The sequence below is a fragment of the Lentzea aerocolonigenes genome, from assembly GCF_000974445.1.
Classification (GTDB): Bacteria; Actinomycetota; Actinomycetes; order Mycobacteriales; family Pseudonocardiaceae; genus Lentzea; species Lentzea aerocolonigenes.
On sequence record NZ_BBOJ01000004.1, the window covers coordinates 55,228 to 74,017 of the forward strand.

The 18,790-nt window shown below is 68.2% G+C and carries 18 protein-coding genes; 7 read left to right on the plus strand and 11 right to left on the minus strand.

The genetic code is table 11. The features are described from left to right. The first annotated feature begins 9 nt into the window (after positions 1 to 9). The 4 genes from AOM45_RS08555 to AOM45_RS08570 all read left to right on the plus strand — a co-directional run bounded on the left by AOM45_RS08555 (position 10) and on the right by AOM45_RS08570 (position 5,014). A complete protein-coding gene (locus AOM45_RS08555; protein ID WP_030464853.1) occupies positions 10 to 1,479 on the plus strand; it encodes a DUF7782 domain-containing protein in 1,470 nt (489 codons plus the stop codon). Then, complete coding sequence (gene dtd / locus AOM45_RS08560; RefSeq protein WP_030464854.1) at positions 1,476 to 1,901, plus strand: D-aminoacyl-tRNA deacylase; 426 nt, start codon at positions 1,476 to 1,478, stop codon at positions 1,899 to 1,901. The genes AOM45_RS08555 and dtd overlap by 4 nt, the downstream gene beginning before the upstream one ends. Positions 1,902 to 2,134: 233 nt before the next feature. Continuing rightward, a complete protein-coding gene (locus AOM45_RS08565; protein WP_030464855.1) occupies positions 2,135 to 3,121 on the plus strand; it encodes a sigma-70 family RNA polymerase sigma factor in 987 nt (328 codons plus the stop codon). A 228-nt stretch (positions 3,122 to 3,349) separates the two neighbouring features. Continuing rightward, a complete protein-coding gene (locus tag AOM45_RS08570) occupies positions 3,350 to 5,014 on the plus strand; it encodes a fumarate hydratase (RefSeq protein WP_372497416.1) in 1,665 nt (554 codons plus the stop codon). A 290-nt stretch (positions 5,015 to 5,304) separates the two neighbouring features. Here AOM45_RS08570 and AOM45_RS08575 read toward each other — a convergent pair whose 3' ends face one another. The 11 genes from AOM45_RS08575 to AOM45_RS08625 form a co-directional block, all read right to left on the minus strand. After that, positions 5,305 to 6,174: an ABC-2 membrane transporter-related protein gene (locus tag AOM45_RS08575; RefSeq protein ID WP_030464857.1), complete on the minus strand. Its 870-nt coding sequence runs from the start codon at positions 6,172 to 6,174 to the stop codon at positions 5,305 to 5,307. Beyond that, entirely contained in the window at positions 6,171 to 7,016 is an 846-nt protein-coding gene (locus AOM45_RS08580) for an ABC transporter ATP-binding protein (RefSeq protein WP_030464858.1), read from the minus strand. Before AOM45_RS08580 ends, AOM45_RS08575 begins: the two co-directional genes overlap by 4 nt. Continuing rightward, the gene (locus tag AOM45_RS08585) at positions 7,013 to 7,402 is read right to left on the minus strand and encodes a GntR family transcriptional regulator (RefSeq protein ID WP_030464859.1); all 390 of its coding nucleotides are present in this window, start codon (positions 7,400 to 7,402) and stop codon (positions 7,013 to 7,015) included. Before AOM45_RS08585 ends, AOM45_RS08580 begins: the two co-directional genes overlap by 4 nt. A 410-nt stretch (positions 7,403 to 7,812) precedes the next feature. Beyond that, a complete protein-coding gene (locus tag AOM45_RS08590) occupies positions 7,813 to 8,337 on the minus strand; it encodes a hypothetical protein (RefSeq protein ID WP_156093527.1) in 525 nt (174 codons plus the stop codon). A gap of 103 nt (positions 8,338 to 8,440) precedes the next feature. Continuing rightward, the gene (locus tag AOM45_RS08595; protein ID WP_030464861.1) at positions 8,441 to 8,923 is read right to left on the minus strand and encodes a hypothetical protein; all 483 of its coding nucleotides are present in this window, start codon (positions 8,921 to 8,923) and stop codon (positions 8,441 to 8,443) included. A 52-nt stretch (positions 8,924 to 8,975) separates the two neighbouring features. Next, positions 8,976 to 10,115 carry a hypothetical protein gene (locus AOM45_RS08600; RefSeq protein ID WP_236703243.1) on the minus strand — a complete coding sequence of 380 codons (1,140 nt, stop codon included), beginning with the start codon at positions 10,113 to 10,115 and terminating at the stop codon, positions 8,976 to 8,978. After that, on the minus strand, positions 10,112 to 11,371 hold the full coding sequence (locus tag AOM45_RS08605) for a glucarate dehydratase family protein (RefSeq protein WP_030464863.1): 1,260 nt from the start codon (positions 11,369 to 11,371) through the stop codon (positions 10,112 to 10,114). The genes AOM45_RS08600 and AOM45_RS08605 overlap by 4 nt, the downstream gene beginning before the upstream one ends. Further along, complete coding sequence (locus AOM45_RS08610) at positions 11,368 to 12,270, minus strand: 5-dehydro-4-deoxyglucarate dehydratase (protein ID WP_030464864.1); 903 nt, start codon at positions 12,268 to 12,270, stop codon at positions 11,368 to 11,370. Before AOM45_RS08610 ends, AOM45_RS08605 begins: the two co-directional genes overlap by 4 nt. 9 nt (positions 12,271 to 12,279) lie before the next feature. Next, on the minus strand, positions 12,280 to 13,158 hold the full coding sequence (locus AOM45_RS08615) for a carbohydrate ABC transporter permease (protein ID WP_030464865.1): 879 nt from the start codon (positions 13,156 to 13,158) through the stop codon (positions 12,280 to 12,282). Beyond that, a complete protein-coding gene (locus tag AOM45_RS08620) occupies positions 13,155 to 14,045 on the minus strand; it encodes a carbohydrate ABC transporter permease (RefSeq protein ID WP_030464866.1) in 891 nt (296 codons plus the stop codon). Before AOM45_RS08620 ends, AOM45_RS08615 begins: the two co-directional genes overlap by 4 nt. Before the next feature lie 77 nt (positions 14,046 to 14,122). Next, positions 14,123 to 15,442, minus strand: a complete 1,320-nt coding sequence (locus AOM45_RS08625; protein ID WP_030464867.1) for an ABC transporter substrate-binding protein — start codon at positions 15,440 to 15,442, stop codon at positions 14,123 to 14,125. A 145-nt stretch (positions 15,443 to 15,587) separates the two neighbouring features. On the opposite strand from AOM45_RS08625, the gene AOM45_RS08630 reads away from it, so the two are divergent. Genes AOM45_RS08630 through AOM45_RS08640 form a run of 3 tightly spaced genes read left to right on the plus strand, consistent with a single transcriptional unit; the run spans position 15,588 to position 18,747 of the window. Further along, positions 15,588 to 16,376, plus strand: coding sequence for an IclR family transcriptional regulator (locus AOM45_RS08630; protein ID WP_236703245.1), 789 nt, complete (start codon positions 15,588 to 15,590; stop codon positions 16,374 to 16,376). A gap of 44 nt (positions 16,377 to 16,420) precedes the next feature. Beyond that, positions 16,421 to 17,248 (plus strand): NAD-dependent epimerase/dehydratase family protein, encoded by an 828-nt coding sequence (locus tag AOM45_RS08635; RefSeq protein WP_030464869.1) that lies wholly within the window; start codon positions 16,421 to 16,423, stop codon positions 17,246 to 17,248. Next, complete coding sequence (locus AOM45_RS08640) at positions 17,245 to 18,747, plus strand: aldehyde dehydrogenase (NADP(+)) (protein WP_030464870.1); 1,503 nt, start codon at positions 17,245 to 17,247, stop codon at positions 18,745 to 18,747. Before AOM45_RS08635 ends, AOM45_RS08640 begins: the two co-directional genes overlap by 4 nt. Positions 18,748 to 18,790: the final 43 nt, after the last annotated feature.

Here is an 18,790-nt window from a genome sequence, read left to right on the forward strand (position 1 = left end):
TGTCGACCCGTGCACCCCGATCTTTCCGCTGATCTCTGCGCCCGCCTGCGCGAAGCCTTCCTGAACGCCGGCTACACCGCGGACGGCGTCGTCGACGTCCTCGGCCCGCAGGCCCACTCCGCACTCGGCCGGGGCGAGCCGGAGCCCGCCCGCCGCGCCAGCAGGGACGCCGGGTCGCTCGGCACGCTGATCCGCCTGTTCCTGCTCGGCGACCAGGAGCCGGAGCAGGACGTCCGCAAGGCGCTCGCCGGTGTCGACATCGACGACGCCGTCATCAACGAGGTTCTGGCCGCCGGCAGCAACGCAGGAGACCTCAAAGCCGGTCTCGACGTGCGGCCGTACGAGGACAACTGGTGGGTCATCGCCGACCTCGACTCCGACTTGCGTGGCGGAGCGGTCCCGGAGGACCACGTCCTCGGGGTCGGCCACGCGTCCATCAGCCTCGCCCGCGCCACCAAGCGCACCCCGGTCGGCACGCTGCTCGACCTCGGCACCGGCTGCGGCGTCCAAGCCCTGCACGCCAGCACGCACGCCGAACGCATCACCGCGACCGATCTGTCCGAACGCGCGCTGCGGCTCGCGCAGGGCACGTTCCGCATCAACGGCCTCGACGTCGAGACACTGCAGGGCGAGTGGTTCGGCCCGGTCCGCAACCGGCGGTTCGACCAGGTTGTGTGCAATCCACCGTTCGTGGTCGGCCCGCCGCGCGTGGACTACGTGTACCGCGACTCCGGCCTCGGCGGCGACGACGCGTCGGCGCTGGTCATCCGGCAGCTGCCCGCCTTCCTCAACGAAGGCGGCGTCGGCCAGTTGCTGGCGTCGTGGGTGCACCGCAGGGGTGAGGACTGGGAGGAGCAGGTCTCGGGCTGGCTGCCGCGCGGCGGGATCGACGCGTGGTTCGTGCAGCGCGACATCGCCGAGCCCGCCCTGTACGTCGGCACGTGGCTCAAGGACGCGGGCGTCGACCCGCGCAGCCCAGAGGGGCAGCGGAAGGCCGCGGCGTGGCTCGACTGGTTCGAGCAGAATCAGGTCGACGGCGTCGGCTTCGGCTACGTGACGCTGCGGCGCACCGACGAGATGCACTCCCAGGTCGTGTGCGAGGACCTGCGCCACGCCTACGACGACCCGCTGGGCCCGGAGGCGGCGCGGTGGCTCGACAACGTCGCGTGGCTGCGCGCGAACCCCGACCTGCTGGGCCAGAGGTTCCGGGTCGCCGACACCGTCCTGCTCGAGGAGGTCTCCGAGCCGAGCGAGGAAGGCTGGCGCAAGGTCGTCGCCCGGCTGCACCGCACCGACGGACCGGGCTGGCAGCACGAGGTCGACGAGGCGACCGCGAAGCTCGTCGCCGGCTGCACGGGCGCGCTGTCGTTGGAGGACCTGCTCGCACTGCTCGAGTTCGCTTACGGAGAAATCGATGCAGAAGCCGCCTTGCCGATCGTTCGTGATCTCATCCGGCACGGAATGTTGATTCCGGCGTGAAAGCGGTTGTGGCGCGCGTCACAGAGGCGAGTGTGGAAGTCGGCGGGGAGATCGTCGGCGCCATCGACGAGCCCGGATTGCTGGTGCTGCTCGGCGTCCACCACGACGACTCGGCCGAGCACGCCCGCAAAATGGCGCAGAAGCTGCACGGCCTGCGCATCCTCGACGACGAGCAGTCATGTGAGTCGACTGGCGCTCCGCTGCTGGTCGTCAGCCAGTTCACCCTCTACGGAGACACGCGCAAGGGCCGCCGTCCGTCCTGGACGGCGGCCGCACGGCCCGAGCACGCGGAACCGTTGGTGAACGCCGTCGTGCAGGAACTCCGCCAAAAGGGCGCCCGCGTCGAAACAGGACGATTCAGGGCTGAGATGAAGGTACGGAGCGTGAACGACGGTCCGTTCACCGTGCTCGTCGAGGTCTGACTAAACGGTTCTCAGCCAATCCTCAGATTAGTCGCGCAACCGCTGTGACAGCGGTGACGTCTTCAGGTCAGGAAGTCGGGAACGAATTCGGAATCGTCTTCGTTACCCAGGTATCAGCCAGCTAGCGATGGGATCCCGAGCGGGCCCGCCGCAACCGGCAACCAGGGCGCAGCGCCGCGCCGCCTTGACCGCCACGCGACTTGTCGCCGCCCGCAGCAGGGGGAGGGAGATCCATGACCGTCACGAGGATCTCCGACCGTGAAGTCGGAGAGAACACGCCTGTCGTCGACCACGACCTCGACGCCCAGGGGCCAGCAGCAGATCTGGTTCGAGTCTACCTGAACGGAATCGGCAAGACCGCGCTCCTCACCGCAGAGGAGGAGGTGGAGCTCGCCAAGCGCATCGAGGCCGGTGTGTTCGCGCAGCACGTCATGGAGACGACCAAGCGCCTCACCCCCACCCGTCGTGAAGAGCTGGGGGAGCTCGTCCGCGACGGCCGCCGAGCCAAGGACCACCTGCTCAAGGCCAACCTGCGCCTCGTCGTGTCGCTCGCCAAGCGCTACACGGGCCGCGGCATGCCGCTGCTGGACCTGATCCAGGAGGGCAACCTGGGCCTGATCCGCGCGGTGGAGAAGTTCGACTACACCAAGGGCTTCAAGTTCTCGACCTACGCGACGTGGTGGATCCGCCAGGCCATCACCCGCGGCATGGCCGACCAGGGCCGCACCATCCGCCTCCCCGTCCACCTCGTCGAGCAGGTGAACAAGCTCGCGCGGATCAAGCGCGACCTGCACCAGACGCTCGGCCGCGAGGCGACGAACGAGGAGCTGGCGAAGGAGTCGGGCCTGTCCGTCGACAAGGTCGCCGACCTGCTCGACCACGCGCGTGACCCGGTATCGCTGGACATGCCGGTCGGCACGGAGGAGGACGCTCCCCTCGGTGACTTCATCGAGGACTCGGACGCGACCGACGCCGAGAGCGCCGTCATCTCCGGCCTGCTGCAGGACGACCTGCGCCGCGTGCTGGCGACCCTCGAACCGCGCGAGCAGGCCGTGATCCGGCTGCGCTACGGCCTCGAGGACGGTCAGCCCCGCACGCTGGACCAGATCGGCAAGCGGTTCGGGTTGTCGCGGGAACGGGTGCGGCAGATCGAGCGCGAGGTCATGTCGAAGCTCCGCCAGGGCGAGCGGGCGGCGAAGCTGCGGGCGTACGCCTCGTAACTCACCCGTCCGGCAGTATTGACTTGTGACTCAACTCACGGCACGGTCGGGCGTTACCAAGCCACGCGACGCCCGTCGTCGCACACGAAGGAAGGTCGGGACGGCCGGGGGCCGCCCCGGCCTTCCGTGTCTGTGGGGCACGGAACACCGCGGTGGTCGGGGATCACATCGATACGTCCCATTGGTGGCGGTACGGTTTTCTGATCCGAACTGCACACCGTTGGAGTTGTGTACGACGTGCCCACCACTTTCGAGTACACCGACGTCCTGCCGCTCGCGAAGGACACCGAGACCGAGTACCGCCTCGTCACCTCCGACGGGGTGAAGCTGATCGAGGCCGGTGACCGCAAGTTCCTCGAGATCGCCCCCGAGACGCTGACGCTGCTCGCGAAGGAAGCCATCCGCGACATCCAGCACCTGCTGCGCCCGTCGCACCTCGCCCAGCTGCGCAAGATCATCGACGACCCCGAGGCCTCGGGCAACGACCGGTTCGTCGCCATGGACCTGCTGCGCAACGCGGCCATCTCCTCCGGTGGTGTCCTGCCGATGTGTCAGGACACCGGCACGGCGATCATCATGGGCAAGCGCTCGGAGACCGTCCTCACCGGCGGCGACGACGAGCAGGCGCTGGCCCGCGGCGTCTTCGAGGCGTACCAGGAGCTCAACCTGCGCTACTCGCAGATGGCGCCGCTGACGTTCTGGGACGAGAAGAACACCGGCACGAACCTGCCCGCGCAGATCGAGGTGTTCCACAAGCCCGGCCAGGAGCCCGTCTACGAGTTCCTGTTCATGGCCAAGGGCGGCGGCAGCGCGAACAAGACGTTCCTCTACCAGGAGACGAAGGCGGTTCTGAACCCGAAGCGCCTCGCGTCGTTCCTCGACGAGAAGCTGCGCTCGCTCGGCACAGCCGCGTGCCCGCCGTACCACCTGGCTGTCGTCGTCGGTGGCCTGTCCGCCGAGCAGAACCTCAAGGTCGCGAAGCTCGCCTCGGCCCGCTACCTCGACAACCTGCCGACCGAGGGCTCGCCGTCGGGCCACGCGTTCCGCGACAAGGACCTCGAGCAGCAGGTCCTGGAGCTCACCCGCAACTTCGGCATCGGTGCCCAGTTCGGCGGCAAGTACTTCTGCCACGACGTGCGCGTCATCCGCCTTCCCCGCCACGGCGCGTCCCTGCCGGTCGGCGTCGCGGTCTCGTGCTCGGCAGACCGCCAGGCCAAGGCCCGCATCACGTCCGAGGGCGTGTTCCTGGAGCAGCTGGAGCGCGACCCGGCCCAGTTCCTGCCCGAGGTGGAGGGCGAGGACCTGTCCGACGAGGTCGTCCGCATCGACCTCACCCGTCCGATGGCGGAGATCCGCGAGGTCCTCACCAAGCTCCCGGTGAAGACCCGCGTGTCTCTCACCGGGCCGCTGGTCGTGGCCCGCGACATCGCGCACGCCAAGATCAAGGAACGCCTCGACGCCGGCGAGGACATGCCGCAGTACCTCAAGGACCACCCGGTCTACTACGCCGGACCGGCCAAGACGCCGGAGGGCTACGCGTCCGGCTCGTTCGGCCCGACGACGGCCGGGCGCATGGACTCCTACGTCGAGCAGTTCCAGGCCGCGGGCGGTTCGCTGGTCATGCTCGCCAAGGGCAACCGCTCCAAGCAGGTCACGAACGCCTGCGCGTCGCACGGCGGCTTCTACCTGGGTTCCATCGGCGGTCCGGCGGCACGTCTGGCGCAGGACTGCATCCGCAAGGTCGAGGTGCTCGAGTACCCCGAGCTCGGGATGGAAGCGGTCTGGAAGATCGAGGTCGAGGACTTCCCCGCGTTCGTCGTCGTCGACGACAAGGGCAACGACTTCTTCGCCGAGACGTCCGCTCCGACCCTGCAGATCAGCTTCCGCCGCTGATCCACCCGCACACCGCAGCCGGGGCCAACCGATATATCAGTTGGCCCCGGCTGCTCTGTTTCACGGCCTTAGCAATGACTCTTTTGACGACGTCGTCAAAAGAGTCATTGCTAAGGGCCAGGTAGAAGGCACGGCAGGCCGCCGCGCCGGGCCGATGCTGGTTCTAGGTTCCGGGCGACCGGTGAGGTGTGTGTCGGGTGCCGAGGAGGACTTCCGGCCCGCACGCAACGCACATCCGGCGTTCGTGGTCGACGTCCAGCAGGGTCACCTAGGCGGTTTCTCGACGGCGCTTAAGCCATGCGCAGCCGGTGGTGAACCGCCCACGCGCCGGCCACGACGACCAGAGCCGCGAGTGCCACGAACAGACCGGCCTCGATGGCCTGGAACGACCAGAACCGGTCGTCCGGCTGGAACCCCACCCGCCGCACGACTCCCTGCGTGCGCATGCACTCGGGGATGCCCGTGGTGCAGGCGGCGGGTGAGAACGAGGCAGGATTGCCGGCCGCGTCCACGTAGGACGAGCTGACGATCCACGCACCGGCGGGCATCTTGTCGTCCGTCGACGTGACCGGTACCGCGTAGGCCGGGCGCAGCGCGTTGCCCACCAACCCGATCAGCGGGACGTACGCGACCACCGTGATGACCATGGCGGCCAGCGTGTTGCGCACCAGCAGTCCGATGGTCGCGCTGAGCGTGAAGGCCAGCGCCGTGTACGCGCCGAGGGTGAGGCCCTCGATCTCGAACGTCGGCGTCACCAGCCTCCCGCCGAACATCACGGCCCGCAGCGGCGCGGACGCCCACGAGTTGAGCAGCCCGAGCAGGGTCATGCCGACGATGACCGGCAACCCCGCCACCACGATCTTGCTCGCCCACCACCGGGTCCGGCCGATCGACTGGGTCAGGCTGAACACGTGTGTCCCGTGTTCGATCTCGCGGCCGAAGAGCGGGCCGCCGATGAACACGCCGAGCAACACCGGCAGGGCGAGCAGCACCAGGCGCAGGTAGTTGACGTACGTGCCGTACCGCTCGTCGACGAGCCGTTCGTCGGTGATCGACTGCGCGTCGAACCGGACGACCGTCATCACCGCGGCGAGCCCGGCGATGACGCAGAGGCCGAGGAGGATCTGCAGCCGTTGCTGCCGCCACGCCACCCAGGTCATGCCGCCACCTTCCTCGTGGAGCGCAGGTAGGCCAGAGCCAGCTCTTCGAGCGACGGCTCGTTGTTGTCCCAGCCGGGGACGTCGGAGGTGCGGGCGAGCACTGTCGCCTGACGTCCGGTCGTGCGCGCCTCCACGACACCGTCCGGCAGCACCAGCTCTCGCGATCCGACCAGAACCCGGTGCTGCGTCAGCAGATCCTCGACGTCGCCCTGCAACCGGACCTGTCCGTCGGCGAGCAGCAACAGGTGATCGCACACCCCGTCGAGGTCGGCGATCACGTGCGAGGACAGCAGCACCGTCATGCCCGTCTCGGCGACTTCGGCCAGCACGGCGTGCATGACCTCCTGCCGCGCGATGGGATCCAGGTCGGCCAGCGGCTCGTCGAGCATCACCAGTTCGGGGCGCCTCCCCATCGCGATGGCGAGTGCGACTCGGGTGCGCTGCCCGCCGGACAACGTGCCGATCTTCGCGCCGAACGGCACGTCCGCCTCACGCACGAGCCGTTGGGCGTACTGGTCGTCCCAGCCGGGGTTCAGCTTCGCTCCCGCCCGCAGCATCTCCTCGACGGTGAACGCTTTGAACAGCGGCTTGTCCTGGCCGAGGAACGCGAGCCGCCGGTTCGCGCCGTGCTTGCCGGGCACCTGCCCGAGCACCCTGATCTCCCCGCTCGTCTGGCGCTGCAGCCCGGTGGCGATGCGCATGAGTGTGCTCTTGCCCGCACCGTTGGGGCCGATCAGCGCCGAGATCCGGCCGGCGGGCAGCTCGAACGTGCAGTCGCGCAGCCCCCAGCCGCGTCGGTAGCGCATGGTGAGCGCCGTCGCGTCGAGCGCGATCGTGGTCAACGTCCATCTCCTTCGTAGTGCAGGTCCAGTTCCGCTTTGACAAGAGCCTCGACGTACTCGCGGTCCAGTCCGTCCTGCCGGGCCCGTCTCATCCAGCCGGCCAGTTCCGCTCGCAACTGGTCCGCCTCAGGCTGAGCCGGCGCGGCCGACACGGACACGAACGTCCCCACCCCGCGCCGCCCCTCCGCGAGGCCTTCGCGTTCCAGCTCCCGGTAGGCCTTCAGCACGGTGTTCGGGTTTATCGAGGTCGTGGTCACGACCTCCTTCACGGTGGGCAGCTGGTCCCCCGGCCGCAACAAACCCAGTCGCAGTGCGTGCTTCGTCTGGTTGACGAGCTGCTGGTAGGCGGCCACGCCGGAGCGACGGTCGATCCGGAACTCGATCACCCTTGCCTCTTTATCTAGTTAACTAGTTAAACCACTATCTACTCCGCAGCAGGGTGCCGTCAAGAAGACGAGCAGAAGTCGCTCGCCGGGACGCGAGCACTGGCGCTTGCCAGCGGGAAGCAGGCGCTCGAGGGCGGCCGCAGCGTGACCCAGAACTGAGGGCCCCGCCGTGGGCGCCCGTGCAGTAGAAGGGTTGATGCGACAGTGGAGGCGAGGTCGAAGCCCAAGCGTCACGTGGGCGCGGAAGTCGATCAGCGACCAGAGCCGTTCGCCAACGCGGATCCGAGACCCAGGCCGTCAGCGTCGAAAGGTGCCGGCGAGGGAGCGACGCCGACGGTCCTGCCGATTGCATCGGCGATATGCGATATATCAGCAGCTCAGGTGAAGATCCATATATCAGCGTTTCATCTTCAGGCAGTCTCTTCGCGAGACTCCAGGACCAGGCGACGATCGCCCAGCGGAGCGTCCAAGCGCACGGTCAGCGGCACCTGGCGGATCTCCTGGGTGCACACCGTGCCCGGAGGCTGCTTCGTGATCGTCACGAGCGTGATCTGAACGAGCTCGGCGGACTGGGCCGTCACCTCCGCGCGGGCTTCCTTGCAACCGCCGCCCACGCCGAAGACCTCGACGTCACGACCGTCGCCGAAGACGTACGCCTCGGAGCGGTAGAGGTCTGACAACGATGTCGTGATGACCTTTTCCTTGGGCACCGGCGTGACGTTGGGCGGGACGACCGGCTTCTCCTCCGAGATCGACACCGGAGGCTGGACGGGCGCCGTGGGGTTCGAGCCGGACGAACCGGTGGAGCCGGGCGCGGACGTACCCGAGGTGGGCGAGCCGGTTCCGGGCGCGCCCGGCTGCTTGTCCGACGGGGCGCCCGACGAGCAACCGGTCAGCACAACGGCGAGAGCAACGGCAGCCGCGACGTTTCTCATGCGCACCATCCTTGCAAACCGGGCCAAGGGGCCAGGTGAACCGAGAAAGAAGTGATGCCCGGCCGGCGGGGCAGTTGCCGACCGGGCACCGTGGGGAGGAGGTCTACTTCTGTTCCTGCCGGGACGTCAACGCGACCGTGCGCTCACCGAGGGGTTCGGCGAGCTGCACCGTGAGCGGAGGGAAGCGGATGTCCATGGTGCAGGCCTGCTTGTCCAGCGGCAGCGTCTCGACGAGCTCGATCTTCACCAGCGTCGCCGACTGCTCCAGCACGGACGCGCTGGCCTTCCCGCACCCGCCCTCCTGGGCGATGACACCGACGGTCTTCCCGTCTCCCTGTGTCCACACGGTGCGCGGATACTCCGACGACAAAGCGTTGGTGTCGAGCTTCGTCACGGGTTTGCCGTCCGGCGGGATCTCTCCGGGCGCGATGCCCGGTGGCACCCCCGGAGAAGATTCGGAGGACGAGGTGGCGGTCGGCAACGTCGGACCGCCACCTGCCCCAGTGCCCGCGTTCTGCGCACTGCCACAGGCCGAGATCACCAGCAGCAGGACGCCAGTGCCAACTACGGTTCCTATGTGCCTCATGGTCAAAGGACGGAACCGCGCTCACATCGGGTTGCAGCAGTTCGCTTAACAGTTACCGGCTAACGGCTGTTACAGCCTCTCGCAGAGCTTCCAACCGTGCAGCGGACGCGAGACCACCGTGGTAGAGGTGGAACTCCTCCACGCCGGCGTCGAGGTACGTCAGCCACTCCTTCGAGAGAGCCGCGCCGTCCGCGGGCTTCGGCGACAACCCCAGCACGTACGCGGCGATCCGCGTGTCCGGAGCGGCGGCGCGCAGAGCCTCGATGCCGGGCACCGCGACATCCGGGCCGGGCCAGCACATCGTCGTCAGCACGTCGACGTCCGCGCCCAGACCACCGGCGACGGTCGCGAACGGCCCGGTGCCCCACGGGTCCGCTGTCACGTGCACACCGATCCGCACCGACGGCGCCGCAGCACGAATTTCGCCGACCAGCTTCTGCCGCAACGACCGCACGACCCCGGTCCGCACGCCTTGAACATCCTCCGCGAGCGCACCGAGCGCTTCCTCCACACTGCCAAATTTTGGGGACGCACCGCGATCAACCCCGGCCCGGACCGCTTCACGCAGGGCATCCGGGTCGGCGTACAGGGCGGTGCAGGCAGAGCAGAAGCACAGCGACAACAGCTTCTGCTGCACCGCGTTCCAGTCCGTGCCATCGGTCTTCTCGTGGTGACCGCCGTGGGAGAACCCCAGCGGCCCGCAGGCCTCGAGGATGATCCCGTCCGGCGCACCGAGCTCCAGCACCTCGGACACCAGGACCGAGGTGTACTCGACGACATCGGGCTGGGCCGTGCACAACGCGTACGGGTAGCGGTCCCCGAACGCGTTCACCACGGTCACGTCCGGATGCAGGTCACCCAGGCGCGAGTTGTGCGTGAGCACGGTCCACGCGTACACCGGCAGTCCGGCGGCACGAACCAGCGCGGCCGCTTCACCGAACGAGTCGGAACCGTCCATCCAGGACGGTTCCGCGGGCACGAGCCGGCCGAAGTTCGCGGTGCGCACGGGAAGGTAGAACGCCGCGTGCCGCGCGTCGACCAGCCGGTGCGAAGGATGCAACGGCGTCGCCGCCCGCACGGTGTGGTACGACGCGGCGAGGGCGATGGCGTCGACACCGAGCTCCTGGTACCGCGCGACGGCGTCCGAGTCACCGATCAGGTCCCACGGATAGGCGTGGACAACCGACTTCACCACCGGGGACGCTTCCTCTCGTAGCTCGGGTCGAACTTCTGCATGTAACCCGTGTCGTCACGTGACGTGATGCCGCACTTGACGTAGTTCTCGGCCAGGCGCGCCAACGCGTCGCGATCCAGCGACACACCGAGCCCAGGCGACGTCGGCACCGGCACCGCGCCGTCCACAAAGGACAGAACGCCCGGTTCCACGACCTCGTCGGCCGCGTTCCACGGGTAGTGCGTGTCGCAGGCGTAGCTCAGGTTCGGCGTCGCCGCGGCCAGATGCGTCATCGCGGCCAGCGAGATGCCCAGGTGCGAGTTCGAGTGCATCGACAGGCCGATGCCGAACGTCTGGCAGATCATGCCCAGCTGCCGCGACCGCTGCAGCCCGCCCCAGTAGTGGTGGTCGGACAGGAGCACCTGCACGGCGTCCTGCTCCACCGACGGTTTGAGGTGCTCGAACGCGACCACGCACATGTTGGTGGCCAACGGCATCGGCGCCTTCGCGGCCACTTCCGCCATGCCGGAGATCTCCGGGGTCGGATCCTCCAGGTACTCCAGCACACCGTCGAGCTCTTCGGCGACCTTCAACGACGTGGCGGTCGACCAGGCAGCGTTCGGGTCGAGCCGCAGGGGATGGTCCGGGAACGCCTCGCGCAGCGCGCGGATCGCCTCGATCTCCTGCTCCGGAGGGAACACGCCACCCTTGAGCTTGATCGACCCGAACCCGTACTCGCCGATCATCTTCCGCGCCTGCGCGACGATGCCGTCGGGGTCGATCGCCTCGCCCCACTCGTCCGGCTCGGCACCGGGATGTCCGTCCCACTTGTAGAACAGGTAGGCGGAATACGGCACCGCGGAACGGATCGCGCCGCCCAGCAGGTCGTGCACCGGCCGTCCCAGCGCCTTGCCCTGGATGTCCAGGCACGCCACCTCGAACGGCGAGTACACGCGGTCGACGGTGCTCTCCGCGGTGATCTTCCCGGTCAGCCCGTGCTTGTCCGGCCCGACCTCACCGCCCAGCACCGCGGCCACGCGCGCGTGCATCTCGTTCAGCGCGAACACGTCGAGCCCGATCAGAGAGTCCACAACGGACCGTGAGCGCTCCAGGTGCGCGAGGTCGCCGTAGGTCTCCCCCAGCCCCGAAACGCCTTCGTCGGTGTGCACCTCGACGATCGTGCGCAGCGCCCACGGCTCGTGCACGCCGGCGGCGTTCAGCAGCGGTGGGTCGCGGAACGCGATCGGAGTCAGGACGATCTCGGTGATCTTCATGCCAGCAGAGCCTTGCCCGCAGCGATGATCTTGTCCAGAGCAGCCAGGTGCTCGTCGGCCGGGTCGACGAGCGGCGGCCGCACGCCACCGACGTCCAGCCCGTTCGCGCGCACCGCCGCCTTCACCAGGGCGACCGCGTAGCCGGGGACCTTGTCGCGCAGCTCGACGAGCGGCTTGTAGAACTCGTGCAGGAAGCGGTTCACCAGCTCGGTGTCGCCGGCCTGCACGGCGTTGTAGAAGCCGATCGAGATCTCCGGCGCGAAGCAGAACACCGCGGACGAGTACAGCTCGACCCCGATGCCGCGGTACGCGAGCTGGGTCATCTCCGCGGTGGGCAGGCCGTTGAAGAACTGGAACGGCTTGTCGACGCCCGCGCGGACCGACAGCACGATCCGCTGCATCTGGTCGAGGTCACCGATGCCGTCCTTGAAGCCCACGACGTTGGGGATCCGCGCGACCTCGACGGCGGTCTCCGGCGTGAACCGCGCGTTGTTGCGCTGGTACACGATGATCGGCAGCTCGGTGACCGCGGCGGCCTCCGCGACGTAGCGCACGAGGCCCGCGGCCGGGTTCGTCACGAGGTACGGCGGCAGCAGCAGGATGCCCTGAGCACCAGCACGTTCCGCCGCCTGGATGAACTGCTTGGTCGCGACGACCGAGCCGCCCGCCCCGGCGAACACCGGGACCTTGCCCGCGGTAGCCTCGACCGCGACGGCCACCGCACGCTCGAACTCCTCCAGTCCCAGCGCGTGGAACTCGCCGGTGCCGCACGCGGCGAACACCGCGCCCGGCCCGGCGGAGACACCGTGCTTGACGTGCTCAGCCAGCACGTCGTACGCGATGTTCCCCTCGGCGTCGAACGGGGTCACCGGGAAGAACAGCACACCATCGAGTTGCATACCAGACACTCATCCCTTGATCGCTCCGGTGGTGATCCCACGCAGGAAGGACTTCTGCAGCGACAGGTACACGACCAGGCTCGGCACCAGCGCCAGCAACGCTCCGGCCAGCACGATGCCCGTACCGACCATGTCGTCGGATCTGAGCGCGAGAAGTGCGACCGTCAGCGTGTAATCGGAGGGGTCAGCGGCGACGATCAGGGGGAGCAGGTACTGCTCCCAGATCATGTTGAAGCCGAACACGGCGATGACGCCGAGCGCGGGCTTGCACAGGGGGAGGATGATCTGCGCGAAGAGACGCAGCTCCCCCGCACCGTCCACTTTGGCCGCCTCCTCCAGTTCGGCGGGGATCTCCTTCATGAACTCCGTCATGACGAAGATGGAGAAACCCCACGCCCCCAACGGGAGGATGACGCCGAGCAGGGTGCCCTTGAGACTCACGTGCACCAGCGGTAGGTCTCCGATCACCAGCGACAGCGGGATCGCGATGACCTCCTCCGGCAACATCATCGTGGCGAGGATGACCAGCAGCGCGATGGCCTGACCGCGGAACTTCTTGCGCGCCAACGCGTAGGCGGCGAACACGCTCACCGACAGCTGCAACAGCAGCGCGCCGCCGGCGATGATCAGCGAGTTCGTCAGGTAGTGCCAGATCTTGTTCTCCGTCGCGACCTGGAAGTTGATCAGCGACGGGTTGTCCGGGATCACCGAGAGCTGGGTCGGGTCCGGGTTGTCGTCGAACGCACCGGAGAAGATGACCAGCAACGGGCCGCAGAAAAGGATTACAGCGAGGGCGCTCAAAAGGACCCGGATGCCCCTGCTGACCCACGCGTCCTGGCGGGTGGACCAGCCGATGGCGCTGTCGAAGCGGCTCGAGTTGACGCTCATCGCGCCTCCTTCCTCCGGCGGTACCACTGAACGCTGACCGTGAGAACGAGCGTAACGAGGAAAAGCAACACCGAGCCCGCCGATGCGAGACCGGCTTCCGACTGTTCGAACGCGGTGGTGTAGACGCGGGTCATCCAGACGTCGGTCGACCCCGCCGGGCCACCGCCGGTGAGCACGTACACCTCGGTGAAGACGCGCAGGCCGCGGATCGCCGCCAGCGTCAGCAGGATCGTGATGACCGGGCGCAACGCGGGGAGCGTGACGTTCCAGATCCGCTGCCACGTCGAGGCGCCGTCGATCGCGGCGGCCTCGTACTGCTGGCGGTCGATGCCGGCGAGCCCGGCGAGAATGAGCACCATGTCGTACGGCGCGTGCTTCCAGATGCCGACGAACATGACCGACACCAGCGAGGTGTCGGTGTCGTGGATGTACTCCCAGGGCCCGAGGCCGACCCACGAGATGACCTCGTTGAGGAAGCCTTCCGGTGCCGGGTAGAAGAACAGCCGCCAGATCTCACCGATGACCGCGGTGGCCGCCACGACGGGCAGGAACACCGCGGACCGCACGAACCACAGGGACTTGGTGTGGCCTTCCAGCAGCAGCGCCAGCCAGAAGCCGATGACCATGGCGCCGATCGTCTGACCACCGGCGAGAACGAGCGTGTGCCAACTGGCCGTCAGGAACTTCTCGTCGGACAGGATCGTCGCGTAGTTCTTGAAGCCGACGAAGATGTCGCCGAGGAACGGCCGGACCTCGAACAGCGAGAGACGGATGCCTTCCGCCATCGGGATGAACTTGAAGACGAGGAAGATCAGCGCGGCGGGCAGCAGGAACAGCCACGGGATGAAGGTGGCTCCCGTGAGGCGGCGCCGGCGGCGCCGCCTCACGGGGTGGGTTTCGACGGCACCGCCGCCACTAGCCGTCGAGCCCACGTCTCGGGTGTCGCTGGTTGACGCAACTGCCGTCACTGCGACGCCTTCTGGTTCTCAAGCTCCTTCTTCAGCGCGTCCGCCAGGGACTTGAGCTCAGCCGAGGAGTCGGCGGGGCACTTCGCGAAGATGGAGTTCAGGGTCTCCGAGGTCTTCTGCCGGAAGGGCGCGAAGTTCGGAACGCTCGGGAACGGCCGCGCCTCGCTCTTGTACACGCCCGCCACGGTCGCCCAGCGCGGGTCGTTGTAGGTCGCGTTGACGTCGACGTTCTTGTTGACGGGCAGGCGGACCACCGGCTGCGGGTCGCCCTTCATGCCCGCCTGCTGCGCCTCGGGCGTGATCAGGTACTCGGCGAGCTTCTTCTGGTCCGCGGTCTTGGCGGAGCCGGCCATCAGGTAGATGTCCTCGCCCTCGCCGAGCACCGTGGCACCGGCCGGGCCGCGCGGGGACGCGACGACCTCGTACTTGTCCTTGCCGACCGACTTGTCGAAGCGGCCGATCATGTACGGGCCGGTGAGGTAGATGCCGCTCTTGCCCGACTCGAACAGCGGGTGCGCGTCGTTGGTGCTCAGCGTCAGCGAACCGGGCTGCATGACCTTGTCCTCGCAGAAGAGCTTGCGCAGCCGCTCGACCGCCTTGGTCGACTCCGGCGAGTCGATGCCGACGGAGAACTTGCCGCCACCCTCCTCGTCCAGGATGTCGCCGCCGCCCTGCCAGATGTAGCTCGACGCCCACCACGCGAGGTAGCCGCGGTCGGTCGTGCCCGGCACGAGCATGCCGTAGGTGTCGTTCTGCCCGTTGCCATCAGGGTCGTTACGGGTGAACGCACGCGCTAGATCGTCTAACTCGTCCCACGTCGTCGGGATCGGCTTGCCGAGCTTCTCGCGCCAGTCCTTGCGGATCAGAGTGACCATCGCCTGGGTGGAGTACGGGATGGCGTAGTACTTGCCGTCCGCGCCCTTCCCGTTGTTCCACGCGCGGTCGACGATGTCGTTGCCACCCGCGACGTCCTCGCGCTTGATCTCGGTCGTCCAGCCCTGCTTGACGAAGTTGCCGAGCGAGCCGGTGTCGGTGATGACGACGTCGGGGAGGTCCTTCGACGCGGCGCGCTGCTGCACCTGCTTGTCGAAGTCGTTGAAGATCGGCTTGTAGTCGACCTGCACACCGGTCTTCTCGGTGAAGGACTTGAAGATCTTCTCGTAGACCTTCGCGGTCGCCTCCGTCGAGCGGGTCCACACCTCGAGGGGCTTGTTCGGGTCCTTGTTCGAGGACGCCGTGTTGCCACTGCTGCCGCAGCCTGCGAGCAGCAAGGCCACGCTGAGCGTGGCGACTGTTGTGGCGGTTCTACGGCGCATCGTCGGAGCCCTTCATGTTCAGATATATGAACTGGGGTCGTACTTGTGAACCTGATGCAGGACTGTAAGAATCAGCACAGCAACGTGTCAAGGGTGAGTTGGGCAAGTTGCTTACCGGTTTCCAGAAGACAGCCGAGGAGGCCAGGTGGCGTCGCCGATCGACAAGGGCACGGCCCGTCCGGGCGCGGTGAAGTCCGCGGACCGCACGGTCGAGCTGCTCGAAGTGCTCTCCGCGTCCGACCGCAGGCTGACGCTCACGGAGCTGCACCGCGAGCTCAGCTATCCCAAGTCCAGCCTGTACATGCTGTTGCAGACGCTGGTCGCGCGCGGCTGGGTGGAGGTCGACTCGGACCGCGGCACCTACGGCATCGGCGTGCGCGCACTGCTCGTCGGTACGTCCTATCTGGACCACGACCCGGTGGTGCGCGCGGCGATCCGCGTGATGGAGCAGGTCCGGCAGGAGATCAACGAGACCGTGCACCTCGCCCGTTTGGACGGCGCGGACGTCGTCTACCTGGCGAGCCGCGAGTCCGAGCACCACCTGCGGGTCGTGTCCCGCGTCGGTCGCCGGCTGCCCGCGCACTCGACGTCGCTGGGCAAGGCCGTGCTCTCGACGCGCACGCCGGAGGAGGTCGACCTGATCCTCCCGGACGTGCTGACGCCGTTGACCCCCAACACCGTGACCGATCGGGCCGCGCTGCACGAGCAGCTCGCCGGGTTCCGCAACGTCGGGTACGCCCACGAGCGCGAGGAGAACACGCCCGGACTGGGTTGCTTCGCGGTGGCGTTGCCGTACCGAAACCCCGTTCTGGACGCTATGAGTTGCTCGGTTCCTCTGGGCAGACTGGACCCCGAGCACGAGCGGCAGGTCGTCGCCGCTCTGCTGGACGCTGCCAGGACGATCACCGAGCTTCTCCGCCAGTTCGGTAGGTGAAAAGGTTTACTGAAACATCTGCACACGACGGAGGGGTCCAACCCGTGACCGCACGCATCCTGATCACCGGCGCCGGTGGCGGGGTGGGCACGCTCATGCGTACCCGCCTCGCGGCGCAGGGCCGCGTCCTGCGGCTGCTGGACATCGCGGAGCTACCCGCGGCAACCGACGGCGAGAACGTCGAGCTGGTCCAGGCCTCGGTGACCGACATGGCCGCGATGGAAGCCGCGATGAAGGGCGTCGACGCGGTGATCCACCTCGGCGGCCACAGCCTGGAAGAGGCGTGGGACAAGATCCTCAGCGTCAACATCGACGGCACGCACACGGTGCTGGAAGCCGCGCGGCGTCAGGGAGTTCGGCGGGTGGTCCTGGCCAGCTCGAACCACGCCGTCGGATATCTGGAGCGGGCCGACGGTGAGGCCGGTGACTACGTCTTCCCCCGCCCGGACACCTACTACGGCGTGTCCAAGGTGGCACTGGAGGCGTTGGGATCGCTGTACGCGGACCGCTACGGCATGGACGTGATCGCGGTCCGCATCGGTTCGTGCTTCGAGAAGCCACGTGACGTGCGGATGCTGTCGACCTGGATGTCACCGGACGACGGCGCGCGCCTGTTCGAGGCGTGTCTTTCCGTTGCGTCGCCGGGATTCCGGATCGTGTGGGGCGTTTCGGACAACACGCGCGGCTGGTTCTCGCTGGACGAGGCCCGCGCGCTGGGTTACGAGCCGCAGGACGACTCCGAGGTGTTCGCGGCCGAGGTGCTGGAGAAGCACGGCGGTGAGCTCGACCCCTCGTCGTACGCGGCCAAGTACGTGGGCGGGGTCTGGTGCGGCCCCGATTTCGACACGGCAGTCAAGGAGGCAGGGCGTTGAGCCACGTCGTGCAGGGCTACAACCCGCGCACCGGTGAGCCGTTCGGCGAACCGGTTGCGAAGACCCCCGACAGCGAGGTGGACCGGATCGCCTCGGCTGCGGCTGTGGCGTTCTCGGCGTGGTCGGTCGTTGCGGCGGCGGACCGCGCTGTGGTGCTGGAGAAGGTCGCGGACGCGCTGGACGCCGAGTCGTCGTTGCTGGTTTCCACGGCGGACGGCGAAACGGCGCTCGGCGTGCCGCGGCTGACGACGGAACTGAAGCGCACGACGAACCAGCTGCGGTTGTTCGCGGAGGTGCTGCGCGAGGGCAGCTACGTCGAGGCCACTTTGGACTCGGCGAACCCGGACATCATTCCGCCCCGGCCCGTTCTGCGCCGGGTTCTGCGTCCTCTTGGGACGGTTGCGGTGTTCTCGGCGTCGAACTTCCCGTTCGCTTTCTCGGTGGCCGGCGGTGACACGGCTTCCGCGCTGGCGTCGGGTTGTTCCGTTGTGGTGAAGGCACATTCGGCGCACCCGTCGACCTCGCGCGAGACCGCACGGGTGGTCGTGGACGCGTTGCGCGACGCCGGTGCGCCCGAAGGTGTGTTCGGCATCGTGTACGGCACCGAGGCCGGTGTGGCGCTGGTGCAGCACCCGGTCGTCCGCGCCGTCGGCTTCACCGGGTCGACCGGTGGCGGGCGTGCGTTGTTCGACCTGGCGCAGGGCCGGCCGGACCCGATCCCGTTCTACGGCGAGCTGGGCAGCGTGAACCCGACGGTGATCCTGCCGGGTGCGGCGACCCCGGACATCGCGGCCGGGTTCGCGCAGTCGCTGACGATGGGGGTCGGGCAGTTCTGCACGAACCCCGGCCTGGTGTTCGCGCCCGCATCGCTCGTGCCCGCGCTGGGTGAGGCCGTCGCGGCGGCCGCGGGTGGCGCGATGCTCAACGAGCGGATGTGCGACTCCTACACGGCTTCGACGGACGCGCTGGCCGCCTCGGACCTGGTGTCCGTCGTGTCCACCGGTACCAAGCCGGACGAGGCGTGGGCGGTGTCGCCGCGGCTGTTCAGCGTTGCGGTGTCGGTGTTCGAGGAGAACCTCGAGAAGCTGACCGAGGAGCACTTCGGCCCGGCCGCCCTGGTCGTGACGTACTCGTCGCCGTCGGAGCTGCACTCGGTGCTCGCGAAGCTGCCGGGCACGCTGACCGGCACGGTGCACGCCGCCGACTCGGACCACGCGGAGGCGGGTGAGATCGCCGAGATCCTGCGTCGCGTCGCGGGCCGGCTGATCTTCAACGCCTGGCCGACCGGTGTCGCGGTGGCGTGGGGCCAGCACCACGGCGGACCGTGGCCGTCGACGACGAACCCGCTGCACACCTCCGTGGGCGCCACGTCGATCCGCCGCTGGATCGCCCCGGTGACGTACCAGTCGTGGCCGGACGCGTTGCTGCCGGCGGAGCTGCAGGACGCGAACCCGCTCGGCATTCCGCGCCGGGTGGACGGCGTGCTCGGCGTGCACTGAACGGTTCTCTCGGGCGCTTGTTTCGGGCGGGGCTGCCGGCGTG

What these genes read in the sequence shown, in the direction of transcription:
- AOM45_RS08565 (WP_030464855.1), top strand. Translation starts at nt 2,135, where the DNA reads ATGACCGTCACGAGGATCTCCGACCGTGAAGTCGGAGAGAACACGCCT.
- AOM45_RS08575 (WP_030464857.1), bottom strand. Translation starts at nt 6,174, where the DNA reads ATGACCTGGGTGGCGTGGCGGCAGCAACGGCTGCAGATCCTCCTCGGC.
- AOM45_RS08590 (WP_156093527.1), bottom strand. Translation starts at nt 8,337, where the DNA reads ATGAGAAACGTCGCGGCTGCCGTTGCTCTCGCCGTTGTGCTGACCGGT.
- AOM45_RS08595 (WP_030464861.1), bottom strand. Translation starts at nt 8,923, where the DNA reads ATGAGGCACATAGGAACCGTAGTTGGCACTGGCGTCCTGCTGCTGGTG.
- AOM45_RS08605 (WP_030464863.1), bottom strand. Translation starts at nt 11,371, where the DNA reads ATGAAGATCACCGAGATCGTCCTGACTCCGATCGCGTTCCGCGACCCA.
- AOM45_RS08610 (WP_030464864.1), bottom strand. Translation starts at nt 12,270, where the DNA reads ATGCAACTCGATGGTGTGCTGTTCTTCCCGGTGACCCCGTTCGACGCC.
- AOM45_RS08615 (WP_030464865.1), bottom strand. Translation starts at nt 13,158, where the DNA reads ATGAGCGTCAACTCGAGCCGCTTCGACAGCGCCATCGGCTGGTCCACC.
- AOM45_RS08625 (WP_030464867.1), bottom strand. Translation starts at nt 15,442, where the DNA reads ATGCGCCGTAGAACCGCCACAACAGTCGCCACGCTCAGCGTGGCCTTG.